Source organism: Photobacterium sp. CCB-ST2H9, from assembly GCF_023151555.2.
GTDB lineage: Bacteria > Pseudomonadota > Gammaproteobacteria > Enterobacterales > Vibrionaceae > Photobacterium.
Genome location: NZ_CP100426.1, coordinates 429940 through 455181 on the forward strand (window position 1 = coordinate 429940; position 25242 = coordinate 455181).

The 25242-nt window shown below is 45.8% G+C and carries 23 protein-coding genes; 10 read left to right on the top strand and 13 right to left on the bottom strand.

What is annotated here, in order from left to right:
- Nucleotides 1–29 precede the first annotated feature (29 nt).
- Together L4174_RS18490 and yiaA are read right to left on the bottom strand one after the other, a co-directional pair.
- Nucleotides 30–938 (bottom strand): LysR family transcriptional regulator, encoded by a 909-nt coding sequence (locus L4174_RS18490; protein WP_248142446.1) that lies wholly within the window; start codon nucleotides 936–938, stop codon nucleotides 30–32.
- A gap of 137 nt (nucleotides 939–1075) precedes the next feature.
- Nucleotides 1076–1549: an inner membrane protein YiaA gene (yiaA, locus tag L4174_RS18495; protein WP_248142445.1), complete on the bottom strand. Its 474-nt coding sequence runs from the start codon at nucleotides 1547–1549 to the stop codon at nucleotides 1076–1078.
- A 671-nt stretch (nucleotides 1550–2220) separates the two neighbouring features.
- Here yiaA and L4174_RS18500 point away from each other — a divergent pair.
- The 4 genes from L4174_RS18500 (at nucleotide 2221) to L4174_RS18515 (ending at nucleotide 7154) form a co-directional block, all read left to right on the top strand.
- The gene (locus L4174_RS18500; RefSeq protein WP_248142444.1) at nucleotides 2221–3522 is read left to right on the top strand and encodes a hypothetical protein; all 1302 of its coding nucleotides are present in this window, start codon (nucleotides 2221–2223) and stop codon (nucleotides 3520–3522) included.
- 109 nt (nucleotides 3523–3631) lie between these two features.
- The gene (locus L4174_RS18505) at nucleotides 3632–4549 is read left to right on the top strand and encodes a hypothetical protein (RefSeq protein WP_248142443.1); all 918 of its coding nucleotides are present in this window, start codon (nucleotides 3632–3634) and stop codon (nucleotides 4547–4549) included.
- Between the two features lie 51 nt (nucleotides 4550–4600).
- Complete coding sequence (locus L4174_RS18510; protein WP_248142442.1) at nucleotides 4601–5776, top strand: hypothetical protein; 1176 nt, start codon at nucleotides 4601–4603, stop codon at nucleotides 5774–5776.
- Nucleotides 5766–7154 (top strand): hypothetical protein, encoded by a 1389-nt coding sequence (locus L4174_RS18515; protein WP_248142441.1) that lies wholly within the window; start codon nucleotides 5766–5768, stop codon nucleotides 7152–7154. The genes L4174_RS18510 and L4174_RS18515 overlap by 11 nt, the downstream gene beginning before the upstream one ends.
- 277 nt (nucleotides 7155–7431) lie before the next feature.
- On the opposite strand, the gene L4174_RS18520 is transcribed toward L4174_RS18515, so the two are convergent.
- Nucleotides 7432–8610 carry a LysM peptidoglycan-binding domain-containing protein gene (locus L4174_RS18520; RefSeq protein ID WP_248142440.1) on the bottom strand — a complete coding sequence of 393 codons (1179 nt, stop codon included), beginning with the start codon at nucleotides 8608–8610 and terminating at the stop codon, nucleotides 7432–7434.
- A 364-nt stretch (nucleotides 8611–8974) separates the two neighbouring features.
- Here L4174_RS18520 and L4174_RS18525 point away from each other — a divergent pair, with 364 nt between their 5' ends.
- From L4174_RS18525 to L4174_RS18535, 3 genes are all read left to right on the top strand, one after another.
- A complete protein-coding gene (locus L4174_RS18525) occupies nucleotides 8975–9562 on the top strand; it encodes a phospholipid scramblase family protein (RefSeq protein WP_248142439.1) in 588 nt (195 codons plus the stop codon).
- A 151-nt stretch (nucleotides 9563–9713) separates the two neighbouring features.
- Entirely contained in the window at nucleotides 9714–10373 is a 660-nt protein-coding gene (locus tag L4174_RS18530) for a glutathione S-transferase family protein (RefSeq protein ID WP_248142438.1), read from the top strand.
- Between the two features lie 154 nt (nucleotides 10374–10527).
- On the top strand, nucleotides 10528–11799 hold the full coding sequence (locus L4174_RS18535; RefSeq protein ID WP_248142437.1) for a DEAD/DEAH box helicase: 1272 nt from the start codon (nucleotides 10528–10530) through the stop codon (nucleotides 11797–11799).
- A gap of 74 nt (nucleotides 11800–11873) precedes the next feature.
- Here the strand turns inward: L4174_RS18535 and L4174_RS18540 are convergent, their stop codons facing one another.
- Together L4174_RS18540 and L4174_RS18545 are read right to left on the bottom strand one after the other, a co-directional pair.
- Complete coding sequence (locus L4174_RS18540) at nucleotides 11874–12743, bottom strand: lipase secretion chaperone (protein WP_248142436.1); 870 nt, start codon at nucleotides 12741–12743, stop codon at nucleotides 11874–11876.
- 3 nt (nucleotides 12744–12746) lie between these two features.
- Nucleotides 12747–13655 (bottom strand): esterase/lipase family protein, encoded by a 909-nt coding sequence (locus tag L4174_RS18545; RefSeq protein WP_371929440.1) that lies wholly within the window; start codon nucleotides 13653–13655, stop codon nucleotides 12747–12749.
- A gap of 591 nt (nucleotides 13656–14246) precedes the next feature.
- Between L4174_RS18545 and L4174_RS18550 the strand changes: the two genes are divergently transcribed.
- Entirely contained in the window at nucleotides 14247–16220 is a 1974-nt protein-coding gene (locus L4174_RS18550; RefSeq protein ID WP_248142434.1) for a starch-binding protein, read from the top strand.
- Between the two features lie 231 nt (nucleotides 16221–16451).
- The gene (locus L4174_RS18555; RefSeq protein WP_248142433.1) at nucleotides 16452–17780 is read left to right on the top strand and encodes a D-serine ammonia-lyase; all 1329 of its coding nucleotides are present in this window, start codon (nucleotides 16452–16454) and stop codon (nucleotides 17778–17780) included.
- Nucleotides 17781–17814: 34 nt separating this feature from the next.
- On the opposite strand, the gene L4174_RS18560 is transcribed toward L4174_RS18555, so the two are convergent.
- The 8 genes from L4174_RS18560 to L4174_RS18595 form a co-directional block, all read right to left on the bottom strand.
- The gene (locus L4174_RS18560; RefSeq protein ID WP_248142432.1) at nucleotides 17815–18390 is read right to left on the bottom strand and encodes a hypothetical protein; all 576 of its coding nucleotides are present in this window, start codon (nucleotides 18388–18390) and stop codon (nucleotides 17815–17817) included.
- 22 nt (nucleotides 18391–18412) lie between these two features.
- Entirely contained in the window at nucleotides 18413–18970 is a 558-nt protein-coding gene (locus L4174_RS18565; RefSeq protein ID WP_248142431.1) for a hypothetical protein, read from the bottom strand.
- A 77-nt stretch (nucleotides 18971–19047) separates the two neighbouring features.
- Nucleotides 19048–19674 carry a hypothetical protein gene (locus L4174_RS18570; protein WP_248142430.1) on the bottom strand — a complete coding sequence of 209 codons (627 nt, stop codon included), beginning with the start codon at nucleotides 19672–19674 and terminating at the stop codon, nucleotides 19048–19050.
- 245 nt (nucleotides 19675–19919) lie between these two features.
- Nucleotides 19920–20318 carry a hypothetical protein gene (locus L4174_RS18575; RefSeq protein ID WP_248142429.1) on the bottom strand — a complete coding sequence of 133 codons (399 nt, stop codon included), beginning with the start codon at nucleotides 20316–20318 and terminating at the stop codon, nucleotides 19920–19922.
- A 155-nt stretch (nucleotides 20319–20473) separates the two neighbouring features.
- Entirely contained in the window at nucleotides 20474–21247 is a 774-nt protein-coding gene (locus tag L4174_RS18580) for an AraC family transcriptional regulator (protein WP_248142428.1), read from the bottom strand.
- Between the two features lie 521 nt (nucleotides 21248–21768).
- On the bottom strand, nucleotides 21769–22980 hold the full coding sequence (locus L4174_RS18585) for a type II toxin-antitoxin system HipA family toxin (protein WP_248142427.1): 1212 nt from the start codon (nucleotides 22978–22980) through the stop codon (nucleotides 21769–21771).
- Between the two features lie 2 nt (nucleotides 22981–22982).
- Nucleotides 22983–23237, bottom strand: coding sequence for a helix-turn-helix transcriptional regulator (locus tag L4174_RS18590; protein ID WP_248142426.1), 255 nt, complete (start codon nucleotides 23235–23237; stop codon nucleotides 22983–22985).
- A 254-nt stretch (nucleotides 23238–23491) separates the two neighbouring features.
- Entirely contained in the window at nucleotides 23492–24016 is a 525-nt protein-coding gene (locus L4174_RS18595; protein WP_248142425.1) for an NUDIX hydrolase, read from the bottom strand.
- Nucleotides 24017–24213: 197 nt separating this feature from the next.
- Between L4174_RS18595 and galE the strand changes: the two genes are divergently transcribed.
- A complete protein-coding gene (galE, locus tag L4174_RS18600; protein ID WP_248142424.1) occupies nucleotides 24214–25236 on the top strand; it encodes a UDP-glucose 4-epimerase GalE in 1023 nt (340 codons plus the stop codon).
- Nucleotides 25237–25242: the final 6 nt, after the last annotated feature.

The window sequence follows — 25242 nt, forward strand, 5'->3', positions numbered from 1 at the left end:
ATGCCATATTTCAGCCAGGCAGGCGAGTGCTATTCACATTTGATTGCAGTTTTCATGATGGTCAGATGTTTTCCGCCGGTGTTGTATTTTTTTTTCAATGCCGCGAGAAATGCATGACTGATTGTTCGCGCAATCTGAGTCGTGAGACCGGAATGTGACTGAGGTGCCAGCGCCAGCGCGATTTCAATTCCCGGCAATGGCGGCAGCCAGTCAGCCCGGAGTTCGACTAAATCCGGAGACATACTGCTTCTTGCCATGGCACCAATGGCCAGTCCTGCCCGCACCATGCCTCGTTGGGCGGTTGCACTACTGCTGCAACTGACTAAATCGAAACTGATTTCCTGTTTCATCAACCCATCCAGTGCTGCTGCATGAAATTTGCAATCTGCCTGAAACAGCGCGATGGGTAGCGGACGCAGGGATAATAAGTCAGTTTCAGGTGAGCCGTACCAGACGCCTTGATCCTGCATTAAAAAGTGGCCTTCATCTGAGCCGGGCTGCCGGGTGAGCATTGCAGCGTGGAGCTCACCTTTATCCATCAGCTGGCGCAGACGAACACTGGTGGCGCACATGACGTGGATCTGGACAGGTCCCAGATGTTGACGAATCAAAGACACCAGGCAGGGGAGCAAGGTTTCAGCATAGTCATCCGGACAGCCAAATAACAAGGGCTGGCTGTCGGCCTGAGTGCGCAGACTGGAAACCGCTTCATCATGTAAGCTCAGTAAACGTCTGGCATAACTGGCCAGTTTCTGGCCTTCATGGGTCAACACCAGTTGTCTGCCTTCCCGCTGAAAGAGCGTTTGATCCAGTTCCTGCTCCAGTTTTTTCATCTGCATACTGATTGCAGACTGAGTCCTGAATGTCTGCTTTGCAGCCCGGGTAAAACTACCGGTATCGATGAATGCTAAAAAGCTTCGAAGCGCCTCTATATCCATAAGCAATCCTGATGAATATCCATTTGAATTACTGATAAGCATACTGGAAATCACAGTGGCTTGAACAGATTGAAACGTGAAGCCGGAAAGAAAAAGGCAACTCAGGTTGCCTTCATGGAGTGAGCCAGATTTTGAAATCAGTCCTGAGGATGTTCAGGTTCAGCCGGGCTGGCTGGCTTGGCAGGACGATGAGGCTCTGTCTGAGGTTCAGCAGATTCGAAAAAAGCCAGATCACGGACATTTTTTTGTGTCACAACAGCACTGAATAAGCCTAAAGCGAATGTAATTGCGAAAAATCCCTTCTCATTTAACGCAAGTGTACTGGCATTCCAGAGTCCAATCAGCATTAAGGCACATGAAATGATGACACCGGCAATGACCATAGTTCTATACAATGCGGTGACATTGATACCTTCCATCTCATCCCGCACTGTTTTTTGTAACGTGATGACACTGAACAGGCCAAACAGCAGGACTACAAGATAGTAACCTTTTTCATTGAGCTGGAGGTTGGCATTGAGCAAACCGACACCATAAGCCAGCACAGCCAGTGCAAGTGCAGCCCAAGACGTGATGACAAAAGCCTTGGTTGGCTTTAATGATACGTTCATTGAATATTCCTGTAAGAAAATGGTGGAATGAGCAACAGGCAGAATATAAGAAGCCTTATTCTTCTCAAGGCGGCAGGTTGGTGACGTTTCTTTAGAGGCAACAGGGGGTTACAAAAGGCAGCTGGTTATTGGACTAGGGTTGATGCATTGGTCTGAGCCGGGTGAGACTCTTTTTAACTTGTGTTATGTCGGGTCAATTTGGAACTTCAGATAAATATCATTGCGTTGAGGTGATATTTCCATGGCTTTTATGTGGTCTATTTCATCAATATTCATTGTTCATGAAGATATATATTATGAGGAAGTTGTGATGCCTGTTGTGACTATTGTCTGGTGCCAGAACAAATCCAATCAATATTTATGAATCATTTTGGAACACTGCAATCAATTTCTTGTTTGCGACTTGATGATATGATGGTGAAATATTTAATTCTTATAGATGGATAGATTGAAAGGATATTTCCAATATCGATATATTATCATTCGTTGATGTTCAAATCGAAAGTATGGATTTGATCTCATTAAATTGTGGTCGTACTTTGTATTTCATATTGAATTTTCGAACCAATCGTCAGAAATAGGAATGCTACCTTCTTCTTGTATTTTTCCTGTGGACATAATTGATACTCAACTAGTTGAATAATAATTAATTTTGTTAATTTGAGGAAAACATGAAAAGGACTCACATTATTCAGCTGAGCGCTATCGCTTCAGCTTTGCTTAGTTGCGCGGTTACGGCCACACCAATGGATCCAAATGATGATAATGCTTACCGTCATTTTCCGGGCAGTGTATCGGCTGAATTAGAAAGTAAATACTACCTGTATAAAGATTCTCATAAAAAAGATCTGATGTGGTATGTGCCTAAATCTGGTTATGTTGCATACCGTGGTACCGGGGACAATACCCGACCAAACTTCAATGCCTCCAGCTACATCCCAAGGTTTGGTACCTGGGCTGCACTCCGTCCGGGAGAAGCTCAAATCCGGATGGGTGGTGCGTTCAATACGATGGGACGTGTTGAAGATGTCCAATTCTTGAAAACCGAAGCAGAAAAAGTGGGTTTCAGTGTCTCTCCTGCTGTGGTTACGCGAGGAACGGCGTTATTTGTTGTTGATGGTATTGATGCAAACGCGGATGGACGAATTGACGTTGAATGTGTGGATGAGCCGTTAACAGTGACGGATGCATTAGGTCAGACGATCAATGTCACGATAAATAACTGTTACGTGACAACGATTGATGGCAAACAGCAGCCTACAACGATCGTTGAAAAGGCATACGCGAAAGTACCAGGCGGAAGAACGAGTGCATCTGTGAATGTACCATTCCAGTTGGTGACATTACCTGATAATGACATGACGAATGCCATTGAGAATGATCTGGCGGTTGGGAACAGTCTATCGCCGTACTTCAGCCTGATTGTGGACTGGGAACTAGAGACGGAAAGAGAGACGCGTGCAGCTCGTATTACCGTGGACTGGAACCAGACATTTGAGCAAGCCCACACATTCGCTGCTTACCACAACTTTGCCTGTGTAGACATTGAAATCCAAACCTTCTTCAAGAAGTTAGTACAGGAAGGAAAAGGGGTTTATGTCGAGTATTACAACCCTGAAACGAAGCAGTACGAAGAGCAAGCGCCAAATCAGGCTGCATTTATTAAAGCTGTGGAAGGTATTCAGGCTGAATTGCAGGCAGAGCTGTTTGACCAGATTCAGGAATATAGTCAGTCGCAGTTAGGGAAGGTGGATACAAGCACCAACTCAATGTGGACGCTGCGTGCAAACTATGAAAAACAAGTGCTGAAACGCAACGAAACAAGAACCATCAACTGGAATCCAGGCATGTCAATGGAGACCGTTCAAACTGAAATGAGTGTCGATTGTGTTGTTGGCGGATTCGGAACACCTGTTGAGTGGAGTACAGATGTAGGTTGTCACGCGATTGTTGAAGATGCAACTCAACCGTAACTGAGATGATTCTGAAGTTACGGAATACACCGTAATGAAGCGTTATCTCATTGTGCTGCATAAATAGTATCTAGCCCACGTTGTTTGTGGGCTATTCCAAGGAATACCCATGATAAAATTCACTCATTTACTTGCGAGTGCCGCATTATTGACGGCAGCTTCAGCTCATTCGAGCGATTACCAATTGTCATTGTTAGATTTTAATTCCACGATCGACAATGGTGATATCGTGTTTGCACCATTTAAAAATACCACGCGTGGTACTGGTTATGTTTGGTTTCGTAATTATGAATATGATTACATTTTACCTGTCCCGGGAGCTTACAGAAATAAAACGCTGACAGTCAGCTTCGTTCCCAGCAGTATTCAAAGTGGTGAATTTACGGTATTTGCACAAGAAAATAATATTTCTCCAAGCAGAAAAACGCTCGTTCCTGATGATGCGGTTCTTTGTCAACCGACCCAAGCGCTGACAGAATTGCTCACGACTTTTGAATATTCTTCAGTATCGACTCGTCCTCCGGGTTATCCGAAACTTTGCAGTCTGGTGATTCGTTACAATACAAGTGCCGAGAAAGAAGCAAAGTTGTTCGAACTCGTGGATACCAAACAGTTGATGCATGCGAAATTTGCGTTGTCTGATCCGAGTAGTCAGCCTGCGCCCGGTGTATACATTGAAGTGCCAGCCATAGTAAATCAGTTGGTGGACCAAAAAGTGTTAGAGCAGGATTTACCTCTGCCAGTTGACCCAACTGAGCCTGGTATCCCTCATGTAGATATTGGCTGGTATGGACTTGACCAGGGTATCAATTTTTATTCGTCTCATATCGATCCAAGTCTGTTTGGATTTGAAGGTGAGATCGTGGATAAATCTTTGTTGTTCCAGCGCTGGACACAGTTTATTGATCTGTTTCAGACCATCGAAGGTCAACCCGCGTATTGGGTTATTCCGGAAGAACTTGCAGCGAAGAAAATCGTTATTTCAGAACCTGTACCTTCAGCGCCATTCATAGAGGTCTCGTACTGATTTTCTATGAAGTGTTTGATGACCTACTGTCGCTGTATGTGGGGGCGTTGCGTGCTGGTGTTGCTGCTGGGCGCAACGTTTTTCATGTCTTTCGGTTTGCAAGCATTCGAATTCGATCAACGTTTATATAAAAATGCGATTGAGCAGGAGTGTCACGGTTGCCATTTTGAGAACCGAATGAAACCTGTTGGTACGATGCCGAATGGATCCCGAAAGTGGACCGATCAAAAATGTGTCGCCTGTCATACAGAAGTCGATGAAATTGCTCGTAATTACCGGAATCATATGCATGACCCGAGATATGTCGCACTGCCGGTGAAGGATGTGCGGCTACAGTCTATGGAGAAATATCCTCTTTCTTATTTGAATGCACCGGTCTGGCCAATATTCGAAAAGCAAACCGCAAGGGTAAACAGAAAAACACTCACGAAATTTTTAAATGCTCCCCATGGAACCTGCAGTGAGGGGAAGTGTGCTGCACCCAAAATGATGGCTTATACCGGTATTCACGAAAATGACGTGATATCCCTGAGCAAGCACCTGGATGCCATTCCTGCAGAATCAGAGATGGAACGGCAGGGGGCGAAGTCGAAAGGTTTGAAGTTGTTTGAAAACAATTGTGTGATGTGCCATGGCTCAAGCCAGTTGACCGGTTATAACGCTGCTGCGATGAGTTTGTTTTCTGCGGATTGGATTTACCAGTATGCCAATGGGAAATCCGTTGAAGGGAGAACGATGCCGAAACTGTCTGTTTCTCGTCATGACGCATACGATCTCTATGCTTATTTTCAAGACGCTCGGGACAAAAACGAAAAGGATCTTGCTCAAGCAATTCAGCAAATAGATCTCAATTTCGATCAATTACCCAAAGGGACGATTCCACCCAAAGCACTGCATTTTATCTGGAATCGTTTATGGCGTGATGGGGGGTGTGTGCATTGTCATGGTATTGATGGTCGTGCCAAAGATGCTTTCAGCATGGCCAACAGGCGGGATATTGAACGTTGGTTGAGAGAAAAAGATGCAAAGACGTTATATCAGCGCTTGGCAATCCGGGAGAAAGAACAGAAGTTTGGAATGGGAGCGAACCCAGCAGGTATGCCAGCAACTGGCCGTCCGTTACCGAACCAACTGATTAAGTTATTGGGCATCTGGATAAAGTCGGGTTGCCCAAATGAAGAAGATGAAATGATTTGCAAGGATAAATGGATTTCCCATGAGCAATAATATTTTAAAAAACACACTCCATTCTTTGATATTGATATCGGCATCTATCAGTGCCGCGATTGCTGCACCAATTGATCCGTCAATCAGGAATGTTGAAGCAGAATTTACCAATGAGCTGGTGAGTAAGTTTTATCTGTATGGCGACACCGAAGATCCAAACCTGATTTGGTTTGTTCCCAAATTCGGGACGATTGCAAGAGACATCACCGGGTTTAATCAGCCGGAATTTGATATTGGAAGTACATATAGTGAGCACCCAGACTACTTCCCGGGTGAAGAGCTGGTGTGGTTCAGCGGAGCCTTCGATACCCGGGGGCTTGAAAATGACATGCAGTTGTTGTCACAGTATGCTTCTCAAAAGGGATACCGGATTTACGCAGCTAAGCCCAAAGCTGCAGAAACTTTTTTTGTGATTGATGGTGTTGATGTTCAAAGTTTGGATTTAGACTGCTCAGGGAGCATCAGTACGCCGAACGGAGATTTTCCTGTCTGTTATGTGTTTGATCAGCAGGGAAGAAAACATCCGGCGGAATTTGTCGCTAAATTAGAATCGAAGCTGCCAGAAAATACCATGAGCCACTACGTTGGATTCAGGGGCATAACGGTCCCTTACTGGAAACAAACGTTAAAAGAGTTAATGGGATATAATTTGCCTGTAAATGATCCGGCTGTGGGTCAGAACTGGGATGATAAAATTCAGGTCGTGACAGTGTGGGAGCTGGATACACATTACAATCGGTCTCGCGGGAGAATCAATATTAACTGGCCAGATTTAGTGCACCAATTTGTATTATTTCAAAATGCTCATCCCGCATTACTGACCGTCAGTGATATTCAGAGAAAAATTCGTGAGTGGGTGAAAACCGCGCTTGTGGCTCAGAATGCACCGTTTTACCTTCACACTTACAGCTCTGATAATGATATCAATTTGATAACGGATGCGATTTATAAAGTATTAAAAGACAGGCAGTTGTTTGCTCCCCAATGGGTTTTTACTCGCAATCCAATACATACCAATGTTCCGGCTACCGCGAAGCGAAGTGAGCAGCGTATGATTCCTATCGCGAATGGCAGTATTACCTTCTTTGTGCCTGCGACTGTTGTTGCGAAGCCAGAATTGAGATTTGCGATCAATCGTTCAGCGGCTAACCTGCCCAGACAAGATATTGATTTGTACTTCGGGCCAAGCATTCTGACTGTAAACCCGCAAACCAATATGTCCATTGAATGCTTGCACGGAGGCTGGAATTTACCTGTGCGATGGGCTCAAAACCCGGCATGTATGGATACGTATTCATTGAACATGCAACGACCTCGTATCAGCCGGGAAGCTTTGCAAAAGTTTATGTACCGGCAGCCTGGTGAACTGAGTCATTAATATTGGACGTTATATTTATGTCAGTGGCGTATTTGTCGCTGCGATGAGTCTGTGGCTGAGCATCTTTTGCTGAACGAGTCTTTTGCTGAACGAATCTATGGCAGAATTTGTATCGTGAGCTGAGTGAACCAGCTTTGCTTACAGGGTCAGAGAGCTGAATCTTTACGAGGTTCAGCTCTCTGTTTTGAGGCTCTGCGACCACCGTAAGTTTGCATTCATCATGTGGCTCAACTCAGCGATAAATTTTCTAATACATTACTGCCTGCCTCATCAATATTTATACTTTGCTTAGAAGTCCGGCATTCACTATTGGGGCACGGAGGGGAACTTTGCTGTCAGGCTGAATATGCAGCAGTCCGGGCATGATATAGCGTTGTCTGAACGTTCCCCAGACATTTCCGAAAGGGTAGGCCTTGCCGGTTTCAAACTCAGATAGTGGTGAAGGAATATCCTGCCGTTTGTGGACTGAACTGCTGCGTGGTGCTGAGACGCACAGTGTGTCACCAATCTGAAGCCGGAGTGGGTTGTCATTGTATGCCGGATTCAAATCCAATAGTTGTTTGGCAGACAGGCCATGTTTTTGGGCAATTTCAGGCCAGCTCTCTCGTTGGCGGCTGTCTGGATCCATTTTAACTTTGTAGTAGGCAGACTTCTGGTCACTGCAGACATGATGTGTTGTGATGTCGCGTGCCATGAACGCTTGTGTGCGGCTGGCAATGATACTTTTTAAATCAAGCGGCGTTGCATGTTCCTCCAGCCAACTCTGGGAGAGTTTTGAAAATTCATCACGCGATAGTTTTTGTTTTCGATACAGAATGAATTGGCCGGTCATTGTCTTTCCTTCAATTTTGAAGGGCAGTAAGAGACTGGAGGAATGATGTTCTGAGGCCAGTTCATCGGTGAGTGTGTTAGCGTCTGAACCGGTCAGATAGAAACTCCAGCGGTCTTCGCCGGTCAGTTTGAATTCCTGGTAGAGCTTGTGATCAACAAAGTAATAAAAATACCCGGTTGTTGGCCATCCCAGCATATCTTCCTGCTGCACAGCCAGTTTCACAGGCAGAAATACAGCATTGATGTGTCCTCTGCCTTTGGGCTGTGGATGAATATCAAACTCTTTTGCAAAGCCGGCATACTGGAAACGCTCATGGAGCAGTTTTTTTTCTTCTTGTTCCACACAAAGTGCAGTCAGTGTGGTTAACCCATGAGATGTTTGAGCGTGTTGCCAGTTGATGACTTTTTTTTCATTGTGAGTCCTTTTCAGTGACCAGAACCCTGTCTGCAATGAACTGAGTTCATCCGCTGTGCAATAGATCTGAATGTTGCACTCAAACTCAGCGGTTTGCTGCTGAGTTTCACTGAGTGTTTTTACCGGCATCGGAGAACTTCGGGGCACGGGCTCCAGTGGCTGATAACCCGCCGGAACATATTTTGCTGGTCGGTTGTGTATATAGGACATGTAAAATATGCAACAAGGTGAATTTTTTTGCTGATTTTACGCCTGTAATCTACTGAATGAAATGCTAATTTATCAGTCAGGTTGTCATTTACAGCTGTTTTTCTCACTATATTTGCAGTGAAATTGATATTCGGGCTTTGAGTTGCATTTTTTACTGCTTTTCGTACGGAGATCTAACTGAAATTTGTTTCAATGTTTTGCTGTAGATGTCGCCTGAGTAATTCGGGCCAGGCTGTTTTTCATTCCAGAGCAAAGTGTTACCGCTTGGTAGGCTGAGTCTGTATTGATAAACACCGCCATTGATTTTATGGGGGCGGTATTTCGCTTTCTGTGTTTCTTTAAAAACTCTTCCGGATATTAACCAATGAGCGAAGTTATCAATCAAAACCTTTTTTTAGTGAAAGAACATGTCGGCGTGCTGAAAGCAGCCAATAACTATGACATTCATGATCCGTCAACCGGCAATGTGATTATGGAATGCCGTGAACCGAACCTGGGCTTTTTTACCAAACTGTTTCGGTTTACCGATTATAAAATTATGACGCCTTTCGATATTCAAATCGTAACACCGGGTGGTGAGCCGATTGTGCGTGTACAGCGTGGTGTGTCATTGTTTTTGGGAAAAGTGACAGTCCGGGATAAAGACAATCAGGTGATTGGCGGCTTTAAGCCTAAGTTGTTCACGATTGGCGGTAAATTTGATGTGCTGGACAAAGATGACAATGTTATTTGTGAGCTGAAAGGTAAGTGGACCGGCTGGGATTTCAAATTTAACCAGGGCGATAAAGAACTGGCGCATGTCTCGAAAGAATGGGCTGGTCTCGGGAAAGAGCTGTTCACCAGTGCAGACAACTATGTGCTGAAACTATCTGAAGATATTCCGGCCGGCGATAATATGCGGAAGCTGATTCTGGCTGCGGTCATGTGTATCGATATGGTTCTGAAAGAATAAGATTACCGGATTTCCAGCGGATTGGGTCTGTTGACAGATACCCATTCGATTTTCTGATGTGTGTTATCAAAATTATGCGTTAGTCATCATATTGTTGAGTGCGTAGAGTGAAGCGCAGGGACACAACGTGCATTCAAGATGAGGACGACACATGCAATTGATTATCGCCAATAAGAACTACTCCAGCTGGTCACTGCGCGGCTGGCTGATGCTGACTCAGAATGGCATTCACTTTGAAGAACAAAAGCTGGTGCTGTTCAAGGACAGTTTTTATCGCACGCTGGAAAATTATACCCCGGCGGCGAAAGTACCGGTTCTGATTGATGGTGAGGTGACCGTCTGGGATTCGCTGGCGATTTGTGAATATGTGAATGAAGCGCACTGTGATGGACAAGCGTGGCCACAACATACAGTGGCGCGCGCAAAAGCCCGTGCGATCAGTTGTGAAATGCACTCCGGTTTTACAGCATTACGAAATGAAATGCCCATGAACTGTCGGGCGAAACGTCAGATTGAGTTGTCGGAAGCTGCGAAAAAAGATATTGCCCGGATTGATCAAATCTGGCGCGAGCAGATGACGGAGTATGGCGATCAGGGGGGCTGGCTGTTTGGACAATGGAGTATTGCGGACTGCATGTTTGCGCCTGTTGTTTTGCGATTCATCACTTATGGTATTGAGGTTTCAGAACTCAGCCAGCGTTATATGACTCAGGTGCTGCAGTCTCCGGCGATTCGTCTCTGGCTGGAAGACGCATTACAGGAAACGGATATTGTCCCTGAGGATGAAGCCGGTATCGAAATCGAGTCATGACTTCTTGAAAGAATGAAGATTGAAACGCCCCTTCTGAATATTCCGGTGGGGCGTTTTTGTAATATTTCATACCAGCTTCCTGAGTCCGTGATACACTCCCGCGTTCACGTAGAGCCAGCTCTACTTCAAGCGATCAGAACTACAGAGACGATACATGCCATTCTCTAAACTTGGACTCAGCAACGCACTCGTTCAGGCCGTAACTGAGTTAGGTTATACCAAACCGACCACCATTCAGAACAAAGCCATTCCGGTGATTTTGCAGGGACAGAACCTTATTGCTGCAGCCCAGACCGGTACCGGTAAAACGGCCAGTTTTGTGTTGCCAATTCTGGAAAAACTGAGCAAAGGTCAGACGCAACGGAAAAAACGTGTACGTGCGTTAATTCTGGCACCAACCCGTGAACTGGCAGTGCAGGTGGAAGAGAAGGTCAGAGACTACGGAAAGCATCTGGGGCTGACCTCGCTGGCAATGTACGGCGGCGTGGACGAACAGCAACAGAAAGCGCATTTGATTGAAGGTGTGGATGTGCTGGTGGCGACACCAGGCCGGCTGATTGATCTCTATGGCCAGCGGGCTGTGTATTTCGAAGAAATCGAAATTGTGGTGCTGGACGAAGCCGACCGCATGCTCGACATGGGTTTCATCGATGCCATTAACAAGATTTTAGACCGACTGCCTGAACAGGTTCAGTTCTTGCTGTTTTCGGCGACTTTGTCGCGTAAAGTCCGTGAACTGGCGAAATCTGCGGTCAGTGATCCGCACGAAATTACGATTGCTGCCAATCAGGCATCTAAATCAAATATTGAACAGTGGCTGATCACCGTCGACAAAGATCAGAAATCGGCACTGCTGAGCCATCTGATTCAAGAAAATCAGTGGGATCAGGCGCTGATCTTTATTGAAACCAAGCACGGTGCTGCCAAGCTGGCATCTCAGCTTGAGAAGCGTGGTATCCAGGCTGAAGCCTTCCACAGTGGCCGCAGTCAGACGATTCGTGCTCAACTGCTGGAAGACTTTAAATCCGGGAAGATTCAGTATCTGATTGCGACTGGCGTGGGTGCCCGAGGCATTGATATTGAAGAGCTGCCGCGCGTGGTGAACTATGATCTGCCTTTCCCGGCGGATGAGTATGTTCACCGGATCGGTCGTACTGGTCGTGCAGATGCATCAGGTGAAGCGATTTCTTTCGTTTCAAAAGACAATTTCAAGAACCTGTGCATGATTGAAAGTCGTCTGGGCCACCTGATTGAACGCCGCGAAGTGGAAGGGTTTACCCCGAAAAAACCGGTGCCGGTTTCAATTCTGAACTATGTCCCAAAGAATAAGGCGACCAAGGTTCAGACGCCCAAGGATAAGGCCGCTGTGAGCAAAGCCTCTCAGAATAGAGCACCCAGGAATAAGCGTCCTAAAAAGACTGATTGAACAATGAGCCATCAGAAACCCCGGTCATCTGACCGGGGTTTTTTATTGGGTGCGATTCAAAATGCCCCTGGTTCTCAATCGATTGATTGTCCACCCTGTGTGTCACGCATGGATTCCAATGCTTTGACCCGACGGCGTTGGCTTGTCGTAAAAGTGTTATTTCTCAGGGTCTCGAGGGCGAATTGCTGTTCCGCTGAAGCCATTCCTGAATCTGCCAGAATCATTTCCCGTTGTTCAAAATATTCATCCAATTGTGTCTGATATGCCGCTCGTTTTTGACTGAGCTGTGCCAGGCGATCTGCCGCTTCAGGTCCGACTAATGCCTGCTGGTTCAGGTAGCGCTCCTGCGGATCCATCGACTGGGTGGATTGTAACTGAGCCAGCAGGCTGGCGTTGCGATAGCTTTCCTGCATGACGGGAGGCAGGTTATCCAGTTCTTGTTGCCAGGCGCTGAGATAGGCTTCCTGATCCTGGGTTTGCTGTTTGAGTTCCAGCTTTCGCAGTGTCAGATCCCGCTGGAGATTTTCTTCGGCAAACAGCCGTTGCTGCTCTTCATATGAAAAGAACTGTAGTTGTGCCTGAATCAGCTGATCATTCAGTTGCCTCAGGGCATCAGCATCCAGCTGATTGATATTGCCCGGGTCGAGATCCCGCAATGCGGCTCGGTATTGAATGAATCGTTCGAACAGATCTTCATCGAATTGGTAGGCGGTTGCCTGCTGGGCATTATAGGAGCGGAAGTGTTCTCTGAGTGTATCGATGTCCGCCTCACCGAGACCCGACAGAAAATAGTCGAAGGTATCGCGGGCGGAATCGGTATCAATTTGGGTGTCCTGCTGAGAGGGCACCTGGGTCACAGTCGGTTCGGAGGTCTGTGAGTTGTAGGTATAGACCGCACCCGCAGTCAGAACAATACAGATGAGTGAAAGTACGGTCTTTTTCAAAACTTATAATCCTTGTAATTGCAGGCGGTTTGCGTGCTGGCGATAAAGCGTGGTCGGTGCCGTTTCGAACAGATGAGTAATGCCAAGCAAGCCGTTAATTTCATCCAGGTGATTCATTTTGTAATCATTCCGGATGACTTTACCCAAGTGCGTGCTGCATTGACCGACGAGGCCGTCATTCGGATTGTTGAATCCGAGCCCCAGGATTGTCATTGCGGCATCAATTGGATCTAACGCATTGGTGAAATTGCTGGTCCCGGTCCAGGAGTAGTAATACACACCATTGGCAGCAACATAATCACCCTCGCCACAGTCGGACTCCGGGATCCCTTCCGGGTACTTTTGATTGAATGCCAGCGACCCTTCAGTGGTCAGTGCGGCCAGAGAAGCCAGCGGATCCTGAGGCAGATCACTGCCACCGGATAACAGATTGATCATGCTGACCAGTCCTTCAGCCAGTTTGACTGCGATCCCTTCCGGAATTGAGCCTTCCGGGACGGCACCACGAACAATATCTGCAATCCGTGATCCCTTATTCACGCCACCGATACTGGTGACTGAAGCGACCATCTCCGGTGCTACAGAAGCCACGTAACGTGCAGTTGGTCCGCCATGACTGTGTCCGATCAGGTTAACTTTTTCCGCGCCGGTAATCGCGAGTACATCTTCCACTTGAGCCAGTAACTGCTCGCCACGAAGCTCTGTGCTGTTGGTTGCAGAGATCTGAGCAACGAATACTTTTGCACCATCTTTGTTGAGTGCATGCGGAATCCCGTAGAAATAATCAATTCCGGCAATGGAATCAAAACCAAACAAGCCATGAACCAGCACAATCGGATATTTGGTTGCAGTGTATCCCTTTTGGGATACGCCCGATGTACTGGTACTTGCCTGACTGGTAAAGCTTGCCATGCAGAAAATGAGCAGGGTAATGAATTGTTTCAATGTCTGTCTCCTTGTCAGACCTCCGATGAGTAATAGGTTAATACTAAATTTGATGCATTGGAGAAAATGTTGCCATTTTGTGATCGGTGATCTAATTTGTTCACATATGTGAAACATTTATTTATTTGAATGCTTCGGTAAACGAGTGAGGTCTGATGGCTCTTTTGGACAGCTGCAGTGTCGTCAGACCATCGTGAAGGCTCAAAATAGATACGGCTTGATATATCTTTATTTTTGAATAAATAAAAATATCATCAATTTAGAGATTGTATTTATGCGCACTGCTCATTCAGAGACAATATGGTTTCAACATGGATTCGAAAATTTCATCATGAGTTGAATAATTTAACTGATATATCACATTCTTAATGCTGTACAAACCGTGATCCGAATACTTGAAAATATTTCTTTTATGACACCGAAGCAGATACGATTCACATCGTTTTAATCTGGTTAAAGCACTTTTGTGTCCTTTATCTACAGTGTTTGTGGCTTTTTGACAGGAAGCTGTGAAATAAAAAACTGAATGTACCTACAACCAAGAGATAAGGAAAAATAATGAAATTTAAAAAATATTTTCCTGCCGGGCTTCTATTCTGCAGTGGATTGCTGAGTGCCACACCGACGATGGCAGAGGTGGTGCCCAGAACGGCCTTCGTTCATCTGTTTGAGTGGCGTTGGGATGATGTCGCGACTGAATGTGAAACTTTTCTGGGCCCGAAAGGATTTTCGGCCGTGCAGGTGTCGCCACCCCAGAAAAGTGTGGATCATTCAGCCTGGTGGGCCCGGTATCAACCTATCAGTTACTCCTTTGAAGGCAGAAGTGGTACGCGTGCACAGTTTGTCGATATGGTGCAGCGCTGTAAAGCCGCTGGGGTTGATATTTATCTGGATGCGGTGATTAACCACATGGCTGCACAAGACAGATATTTTCCGGAAGTACCTTTTAATGCGAATGATTTCCATACCTGTACCGGTGACATCAACTACAGCGATCGCTGGTCAATTCAAAACTGCGATTTAGTTGGCCTGAATGATTTAAAAACTGAGTCTGACTATGTGCGCCAGAAAATTGCAGATTATATGAACGACGCTATCAGTATGGGCGTGGCGGGTTTCAGGATTGATGCGGCTAAACATATTCCAGCGGCTGATATTGCCGCAATTAAGAATAAACTGAATGGGAATCCATACATATTTCAGGAAGTGATCGGCTCAGCAGGAGAGCCCGTCAAAACCAGTGAATATACGTATATTGGTGACGTGACTGAGTTTAATTTTGCCCGGACGATTGGCCCGAAGTTTAAAAATGGCGGGATTAAAGATCTGAACGGCATCGGTTCATGGAGCGGTTGGCTGCTCAGTGACAGTGCCGTTACCTTTGTGACCAATCATGATGAAGAACGTCATAATCCTGGACAGGTCCTGAGCCATCAGGATTTCGGGAATCTGTATTTTCTCGGAAACGTGTTTACACTGGCCTATCCCTATGGCTACCCGAAAATTATGTCGGGTTACTATTTTAACGATTTTGATGCGGGCCCCCCTTCAACGGGTGTGCACTCAGGTAATGCCTGCGGTTTTGACGGCGGAGACTGGGTGTGTGAACACAAGTGGCGGGGTGTAGCAAATATGGTGGCTTTTCGTAATCATACGGCGGCTGAATTCCGCGTCACGAACTGGTGGGATGACGGGAATAACCAGATTGCCTTTGGCCGCGGTGGACTTGGGTTTGTCGTGATCAACCGGGATGACTCGAAAGGGATCAATCAGACCTTGCTGACCGGGATGCCGGCTGGTGAATATTGCGACATTATTGCGGGTAATTTTGATGAGCAGTCCGGCAGCTGCAGCGGCCCGACGGTGCAGGTTGACAGCCAGGGATATGCACATTTTACCGTCAGCGCTCATGATGCAGCAGCGATTCATGTGGGTGCGAAAGTCGGGCAGGGATGTACCATCGGCTGTGGGGACACAGGTGGCAGTTCAAACACGAAAGTCTGTTTCGACAATCAGCAAAATTTCAGCCAGCCGACTCTGTATTACTGGAATGTTTCTGCTTCGGAACCAGTGGCAAATGCGTCCTGGCCGGGAGTCGCAATGTCCGCTGAAGGTGGTCGTTACTGTCATGATTTTGGTGTGAATCTGGTCAGTTTGAATGTTATTTTCAGCGATCAGGGAAACAATCAGAGCGCAGATCTGAGTCCATTGAATCCGAATCTTTGTTATCAGAGCGGGGTCTGGACTGCACTTACAAATTGTTTGTCTGCCTCCACTGGGGGAGAACAAATCTGGTATTTCCGGGGGACATCAAACGGCTGGGGACTGACACAAATGCAATATGATGCGCAGTCAGGGCTTTATCGTACGACCCAAAGCTTTAATGGTGAAGATTCGCCAGCCCGCTTTAAAATTGATGATGGTAACTGGTCTGAATCTTATCCGTCTGCGGATTATCAGGTGGGAGATCACGCAACTTATTCGATCACGTTTGACGGGAACACCAAGGCGATTTCGGTATTGCTGCAATAGCTTCTTCGTACAACTTCGTACAACAATTCGTACAACAAATAGTATCTTCATACAAAACGAAATCATCTCTCCCGGCCTAAGCACTGGCCGGGAGAATGTCTGTTAATCTGCGTCATTGCTGAGGTGCTCACAACACCACAGAGTACGGCTTTGTTTTTTTTGCCTTCCCCTCTAGAATCGCTCAAAGCGCGATTTGTGAATTATTTTATATTGCTAAAGAGGGAACCAGCGATGACAAAGTTTGATATTCCAACCCTGACCACCCAATTTCCTTTAGTCAGTCAATTGGTGGCATTGGAAGAGGTTTGCTGGTTCAACCCCAATATCACCTCTCTGAGTGAAGGTCTGCCTTTTGTCGGGTTGGATGCTGAGGATATTCAGGATGCCAGTGACCGGCTATCTCGTTTCGCTCCATTTTTGATGAAAGCATTTCCGGATACAGCAAAAACACAGGGCATCATTGAATCTGAACTGGCTGAGATTCCGGCCATGAAAGCCAGCTTGGAAGCAACATATGGGATAAAGATTCCGGGGCGTCTGATGCTGAAAAAAGACAGCCATCTTCCGATCTCCGGTTCGATTAAAGCGCGTGGCGGGATCTATGAAGTGCTGACGCATGCGGAGAAACTGGCTGTAAATGCCGGGTTGCTCTCTGAATCAGATGATTACAGCAAGCTTTTGAGTGATGAATTCCGTCAATTCTTCAGCCAATACAGTATTGCAGTCGGCTCAACCGGAAATCTGGGGATGTCGATTGGCATCATCAGTGCAAAACTGGGCTTTTCCGTGACTGTACACATGTCGGCAGATGCCCGGGAATGGAAAAAAGCGAAGTTGCGATCTCATGGCGTGAATGTTGTGGAGTATGAACAGGATTACGGCGTCGCGGTGGAGCAGGGAAGGAAAGCGGCGGAGCAAGATGCCCGGTGTTTTTTTATTGATGATGAAAACTCCCGCACGCTTTTTCTAGGGTACTCAGTTGCGGGCGAGCGCGTCAGAAAACAGTTTGATGAACTGGGGATTGCGGTTGATGCCAATCACCCGTTATTTGTTTATTTGCCGTGTGGCGTTGGCGGCGGACCTGGCGGTGTTGCGTTTGGTCTGAAGATGGCCTTCGGTGATCATGTACATTGTATTTTTGCTGAGCCGACGCACTCTCCTTGTATGTTGCTCGGGGTCCATACGGGATTACATGATGATATTTCTGTTCAGGAATTAGGAATCGATAATATCACCGCTGCAGATGGTCTCGCGGTTGGCAGGGCATCAGGATTTGTTGGCCGGGCGATGGAGCGTCTGATTGATGGTTATTACACACTGTCAGATAAACATATGTATCAGCTGTTGGGACAACTGAATCAAAGTGAAGGGATTCAGCTGGAGCCATCAGCCCTTGCGGGGATGCCCGGGCCGATGCATGTGTCTGAAGCAGTGGAATATCAAGAGAGGCTTCAACTGACACCAGAAAAACTCCGTCATGCCACACACCTGGTTTGGGCTACCGGTGGCGGTATGGTGCCGGCAGAGGAAATGGCCGCCTATCTGGCAAAATCTGCGTAAACATACTTTACCGGGCAAGTGCATGACTTGCCCGTTATAAAAACTGAAAAGAGAGCGGGGTCGATTCTGTACCAGGCTGACCGCCACACATGACGATATTCAGTTTTTTTTGCCCTGTAATCCTGAATGGTGTCAGACTGGCATTGATATTGTGCGTATGAATGACTGCGCCTTCTCTTACACGTAAATCGGCGCAAAGATAGAAGGTCTCTGAAAGCAGAAATGCCACCGGCGTATTGAATGCCAGCGGCTGTCGAGCAATCATTCTCCCATTTTTGATCAGAACAACATGCGTATATTTACTGCCCGCTGTTTTCGTGAAAAACACCTGTTCCGTATGACAGCTGATACGCAACCCCTGATTTTCTGTTTCGGGGAGATGACGTGGGGGCAAAGGCATGGCAGCACTATAGTTACCATGAGGATCTGCCAGTTGATAGCTGTATCCCCATTCAATACAAAAAGGATGGTTCCATCGGTACTGGCACTGCTGAATGACGGTCCAGGCAATTAAATTTTCTGAATTTTCAACCTGAGTTTGTTGAAAAATCGTCACACTGGGCCTGTGAATATTCAGCGACAAATTCTTAAAACAGATATCGGTGTGCATGTTTGCCCCTTGAAGCACGTTTTTAGTTGGTGTTTTCCAGTATGCTGTTGAATCCCATGATATAACCCAGCTCTTCTCTTTGGAAACGGTCAAGTCCGTACTTAATATTCACGCGCAGATGCACATAAGAAAAGTTTGTTTCCAGTGAGATCCAGCCACTTACAGTGAAATCTGAGCTTGGTTCGCTGCTGGCAGAGGTTAAATCATTGTTTGGCGACGTCGGATCTGCAATTGCTGAGGTAGAAACTTGCGTTGTCGTCTCAGTACTGGTGGCAGCTGTGTCTTTTTGTGACGTTGTCACTGTGTCAGGAGATTCGCTGTTTACTGTACTGATTGTATCTGATTGAGGGGCGGGGATATCCAGTTTCCCCTGCATAGCTGTCAATGCCGGGATCACATTGCTGATGCCTTTTGGATTTTTGGTGTAGTCGGTAATCGTCACGGCAGCAGAGACAAAAGTGCCGTTGTCGTCGTATTGAGGCAGCGCGGAAATTTCGATCCCGTTGTAAGGTGGAGTGCTGCTTGCTTGTGCTCTCCACTCACCAGAATGCCAGGTTTGAGTTGTGGGTGTATCAGCCATGATGTTTTCCTTATGACAAAGTGAATGAGAAAAACAGGTGTTACCCGGATGGGTGAGTAACACCTGTACAGCTGTTGTTATTTGTTGATGTTTTCCAGATGGAATTCAAATGGTGATGCGGTCGGGCCGGAACCACCACCCGTCATCACCAGATCGGCACTTTGAACACCAAACAGGTTAATTTCTGTGTTCACCTGTTGAATAATAGCCGAATTCATCACTTCTCCCTCAACAACTTGAGAAACAACGCCGACAAAGATACTTGGATGAAATTGGAAGACACCTTTTTGACCCGGAGAGACATTGGTTTTTGCAGCCAGCAGTTTACCGTCACGGTAAATATTGGCATTAATGGCACCACTGGTCAGGTTATTCCGAACTTCGACTTCCTGTTGAGAAACGGATGGTGTGGATGCAAGACGAATGACATCACCTGAAGTGTCTTTCACCATTTCATAAGCCTGGCCATCGTAAGCCGTCATTTGCGGCGTGAAGTTGCCGTAGGAATCGCTGGCACAGACTTCAAATTTTAATGGGTAGACAAATGGATGATTGTCATTTCGGCCACAGTTTTGAATAACACGCCATGCAATGGCAATTTCATCAAAACTTTCAGCGACGTTTTTCTGGAAAACAACCACTTCACTGTTATTGACATCGTTAGAACGGTTAATGAAATTCAGTTTGATTGAATCTTGTGACATAGTCTTTATCCTTATTGAAGTTTAACTGACGTTTTGTTGTACATTCAGTGTTTTGTATCACTGCTGAGGTACATATCTACATTAGAATGCTTTCAGGTTTGGTTCCTTTGCGTATTCTTTGGAAATCTTTGGATTTTCCACAATCTCTTGTTGGAACGTCTTTCTATTACAGTTGTGCTTTATGAAATAAAAAGCCCATACTCATGGGCTTTGTTAAATGATTGTTAAATCAGTATGGTGCGGCGTTATGGTGCTGTTCCATCGACCTGATAACTGGCCGCATTGTCAAAGCTTTGGTTTAGTGCAGAAATGACTTTGTTTAGCACGCCAGTCTGGTTTGCAGGATCATTTGTCATTGTTGATTCAGAAACATTGGCGTGTGCAACAGTGCTGTTTCCGTTGACACCATTGACCTGAACTTGCAGGTTATGGAATCGATCTCCCCCTTGCACAAATGTGCCTTGCATATCCAGACGCATTGTTTGGTTTTGAACAATTGTCCCTGCATTGTTTCGGAAAATATCAGCATAAGTAAGTTGCCCGATGACATTGTAGACAGCTTCTTTCTGATTGTTGTTAAACACATTGGGGGAATTAGGGTAAATATTGTTAATTGCCCCTGTTTGTTGAACGTTTACTGGCATTGTTTTTCTCCTTAAAATTACGTTTCAATCGAATCCCTTTTACGAATACGCTGAAAGGGATATTATTTTGTACCAAGCCGTTTATTTCAGATGTTGCTCTGAAAAATACCGGATCACTGTCAATGTTAATTTATCTAATTTTAATTACCTTTTCTTTATTCATGGTGAATATTGACTGACGCATGAATTTTATTAGTCAGTCTCTTACTTGTTGATTCTTTGTAATTTTGTCTGAATTGAGTCGGGCATGTTTGATAGATACGTTTAAAGGCGGTAGAGAAATTATTTGAGTCCATATAGCCAACTTGCTCAGAAATCTGAACAATATTGAGTGATGAAGTCTCAAGGAGTTCTGCAGCTTTACGCATCCTTTGTTTTCGAAGCCATTCAAAAACAGTCATCCCTAAGTACTCTTTGAAGACTTGATTCAGTTTATTTCGGTTTGTTCCAAGCTTTCTGCACAATGCATCCAGTTTTATCTCTTCTGAAAGTGTTTCATTTAAGTATGAGACACATTTTTCTATTAATAGGAAGCGCTTGTCCGTTTGGTGTTTAGGTTCAGTTTTATTTAAAGTCGCATTGGGCGGAGTTATGAGCTGTGGACTGGTTTCTTGTTTGAATGCTGAACTCAAAATATGAGTGATTCTGTAGCGGAGCTCTTTGTCGATGAATGGGCAGCTGATGTAATCAGTGATGCCCAAATCAAAGAGTTGTTTTTTATGCGGGTACTTGTTTTCTACGATGGCGATAAATTCAGGTGTTGTATTTTGTTCCTGCTGGCACAGTATTTCTAATGCATGCTTAGTACATTTGATGTGTTCAAACCCTGTATTCACAGTATCAATGATGATCAGTTCAGGTGTGTCATAAAATTGAATGGATGGCACTTCTGAGAAATAGTACTGTTTGAAATGGATGTTTTCTTTCACAAGAAAATCTTGAAGTTCTCGTGGTGCGTCAGCGTGCTCACTTAAGAACCATGCCGTTGTATAATATTTTTTTTATTGTGTGATGTTTTCATTTTTATATCCCTAGTGTATGTGATTAATTTAATCATCAATACTTCTGACGATGTTTTTTCCTTATTTCTTACATTGTTTACTTTATTTCAAATGAATCGACACCTCCTTTGAAAGCGTCACGAACAGCTTTGAGGTGTGCACTATAATTTATTTATTGACTGAGTTCTTAATTTTGAATTGAGAATGCGATTGGCGTTAATAATTTTGATAACCAACTCTATTTGAATTTAAATTTCAGTGACGAGAGAAAGGTTTTATTCACGAGGATTCGATTGATTCAGTGGAGTACAGCGAGCCAGGCAAAACATCTGCGCCACAAAATGGCTTCAATAATATAGAATCCTGCTGATTCAGTGGAACAGGCTGTTACGCTGCTGATGTTTGCTCAGCTGCGGCCATGGCAGCCCGTAATGGAGGAGGGGAGACCGTTATTCAAATTTACGCTTTTTGTCGTGGCGGTATGATTTCGTGCTGTAACTTGAGGCCATGACCTGTGCGACTGAATTTTCAATGGATGTCTTTAATCCTTTCATCAACAATATTTCTGATGAGCGGTTCAGGTAATCGGTAATACCCTGAGCGAGCCGTTCGATGATTCCTTCCGCATGGCGAATTCGGAAACGGGGAGACTCTGCCAGTTTGAGCAGGTGGTGTTTGTCCGGGAAAACTTTACTATTGGCGAGCTTCAGCGCCATTTTGTTGTCAATCGTGTCATAAATCAGGGTATGGGTGATATCAAAAGGCGGGGAAACAAAGATATGGTCTATCTCCTGCGAGTATTGCAACGCAAAGTTTTTCAGATGCGCGTCTCCATTACCAATCAGACAGTTGAAGACGATGTACTGATACATTTTCTCCACTTCATCCAGGCTGTTGGTGTACAGGTGTGTTGCTTTCAGCAGCGTCTCATAGCTTCCGGTATATTTCGCATCTGGATGATTCGGTTTTTTGAGTAAGGTTGTGAAGTCTTCGTATCCCAGCAATTGACCTTCCGGTTTGTCAAACCGTTCTACGATGAAGGTTTCCAGATTGTCTGATAAATAGGTTTTTGGGGGTTTCAACCCACAATAGCGGGCCGCTTCCATGCAGACGTACTCATTGACAGTCAGTAAGTGAAACTCTTCATCGTAAGATTTAACAATCAGATCTTTCTGCTCTATTGTTCTGTCCGTTTTCGGGATACTGACTTTGGGCTGAACTCCTGCCAGTGCATTGCGCAGATAATACTTTTCCAGCAACTGCGGGAAAAGTGGTGTACTGCCCTGATAAGTCAGAATTTCAGAAAGGGATACAGAATCGGCTTCGGGAAGTTGCAGTGCGCTTTGATAAGCCAGCATGCCGATACTGTGCTTACCCTGTAATGCCAGTAAGTACATATCGTTCACCCTTGCATACCGGGCCAGTTTTTCGGCAATAAAGCGCCGGTTAAAACCTTCCGGCAGATTTTGTGTAAAGATCGGGTGCAGTGCGCCTGAAGAATAACCATCCAGATTGGGCTTGGTCATGGTCAGGGAGACATGGTGTTGTGTTTGTGTCGGCTGATAGTGGTGCACTGAACCATGGGTCAGGATCCCCAGTTCTTTATCATCCAGGCAGACTGTAATTTTTTCGATTTTCGAAGGCAGTTGGTCAAGCGCCATGCTTAATCCTCATCAAACAGGTTTTCGATGTCATCCCAGTCTGGCAGTTGGTGTTGCTTCGGTATCACCTCAAGCTGCAGGCCGACTGCGTCCAGATAACGTTCGAAAATATCCAGTGATCCGGTAAAGCGTCCGTTCTCAATTTCAGACAATGTGGTTTTGTGAATACCGGTCCGTTCTGCCATTTGTTTTTGAGTTGCGCCCAGCGTTTTTCTTGCCTGAGCGACAGCTTTTCCGATCGTGTCTCTGCTCGCCATATCTAAAACCTGTTTGCTATATGGCGAATAGTATAGTCCAATACAATTAAGTTAGCTATATAGCTAATATGAGGGTTTTCCATACAAGAGTTAGCCATATAGCTAATAATGAGTGTTGCCTTTTTAAGTTAATGGACTTACAGAGGTGGATTTCCAATTGTTATATGGAACTCCACGTGTGTATGGATGACGGGCGATCTGATGTCTGGCGTGACTCCCGCGAAGGCGGGAACCTGATAGCGTGTGCGGAGGAATTAAGGCTGTTTCAAAACACCCAGAACCTGCATTTTCAAAAACACAGCCAGCGTCTTGGCGTCCTGTATTTCATTATCGGCGATTTTTCCAAGGAAGGTTTCAACTGACATTGTGAGTACTTCAAGGACTTCATCAGTATCAAGTTCTCCTTCTGCGGGGGTCAGGCCTTTTGCCAGAAAGAGATGCTGAACTTCATCGCAGAAGCCGGGAACGGGAAGTAACTCTCCTAAGGATTGCCAATGCGCTGCGGCCAGGTTCGCTTCTTCTGCCAGTTCACGTTGTGCACAAGCTTGAATCGCTTCGCCCTTTTCAAGAGTCCCGGCTGGAAATTCGAGGATCCAACGGCCAATTGCGGGACGGTATTGACGTAACAAAACCAGTTCACCCTTATCGGTTAATGGCGCGATGACTACAGCACCGGGATGACGTACGGTTGTGAATGTGATATCGCGTCCGTCCGGTAGCCGGTGATCGCTTTGCTCGACGGAAAAGCCTTTCCATTGACAGAGTGTTTGTGATTTCATAGCGCCTCACAACATGAACAGAATGTTTAAAATCCAAAATATCAGTTATTTATTCTGATTGATATGAAGGTCATGCAAAAGATTCTCTGGTGCCCATTCGGCATGAAAAATGACATTATGCTCATCGTTGTTTACAGCACTCTGATATACTCGACAGCAATAGCTATCACAATGAAATACCAAGCAAGGAGAATATTATGCGCGTTCTGGTAACGGGTGGTATGGGTTACATTGGCAGTCATACTTGCGTACAGATGATTGAAGCGGGGATGACACCAATTATCGTTGATAACCTGTACAACAGTAAAAAGACCGTACTGGAGCGAATTGAAAAGCTGACTGGGACCAGACCGGCATTTTATCAGGGAGATATTCGTGATCGCGCATTTCTGGATCAGGTCCTTCGTGAAAATGACGTTGAGTCAGTGATTCATTTTGCGGGGTTAAAAGCTGTCGGTGAGTCTGTAGAAAAGCCGCTGGAATATTACGATAACAATGTGCACGGCACACTGGTATTGGTTGAAGCGATGCATGCGGCTGGTGTAAATAGCCTGATTTTCAGTTCATCAGCGACCGTGTACGGTGACCCGGCCAGTGTGCCGATTCTGGAGTCTTTTCCGACCAGTGCCACCAATCCGTACGGCCGCAGCAAACTGATGGTGGAAGAGTGTCTGACTGACATTCAGCACGCCCATCCTGAAATGAGTATCACACTGCTGCGTTATTTTAACCCGGTTGGTGCGCATGAGTCGGGTGAAATGGGTGAGGACCCGCAAGGGATTCCGAATAACCTGATGCCATTTATTGCACAGGTTGCAGTTGGCCGTCGCGAACATTTATCCGTGTTTGGCAATGATTACCCGACCGTTGATGGGACGGGTGTCCGTGATTACATTCATGTGGTCGACCTGGCCGATGGTCACATTGCAGCGCTGAAACATAAAGGAAAAGCATCGGGTTTGCATATCTATAACCTAGGGACCGGAAACGGTTTGAGCGTATTGCAAATGGTTGCGGCCTTTGCTGAAGCCGCCGCGAAAGACATCCCTTATCAGATTGCAGCACGTCGTCCGGGTGATATTGCAGAATGCTGGGCTGATCCAAGTAAAGCCCAACAGGAACTGCAATGGACAGCGTCACGAACGGTTGAGCAGATGACTGCAGATACCTGGCGCTGGCAGTCAAAAAACCCGCAGGGATATCCGGACAGTCAAGAATGACGGTCT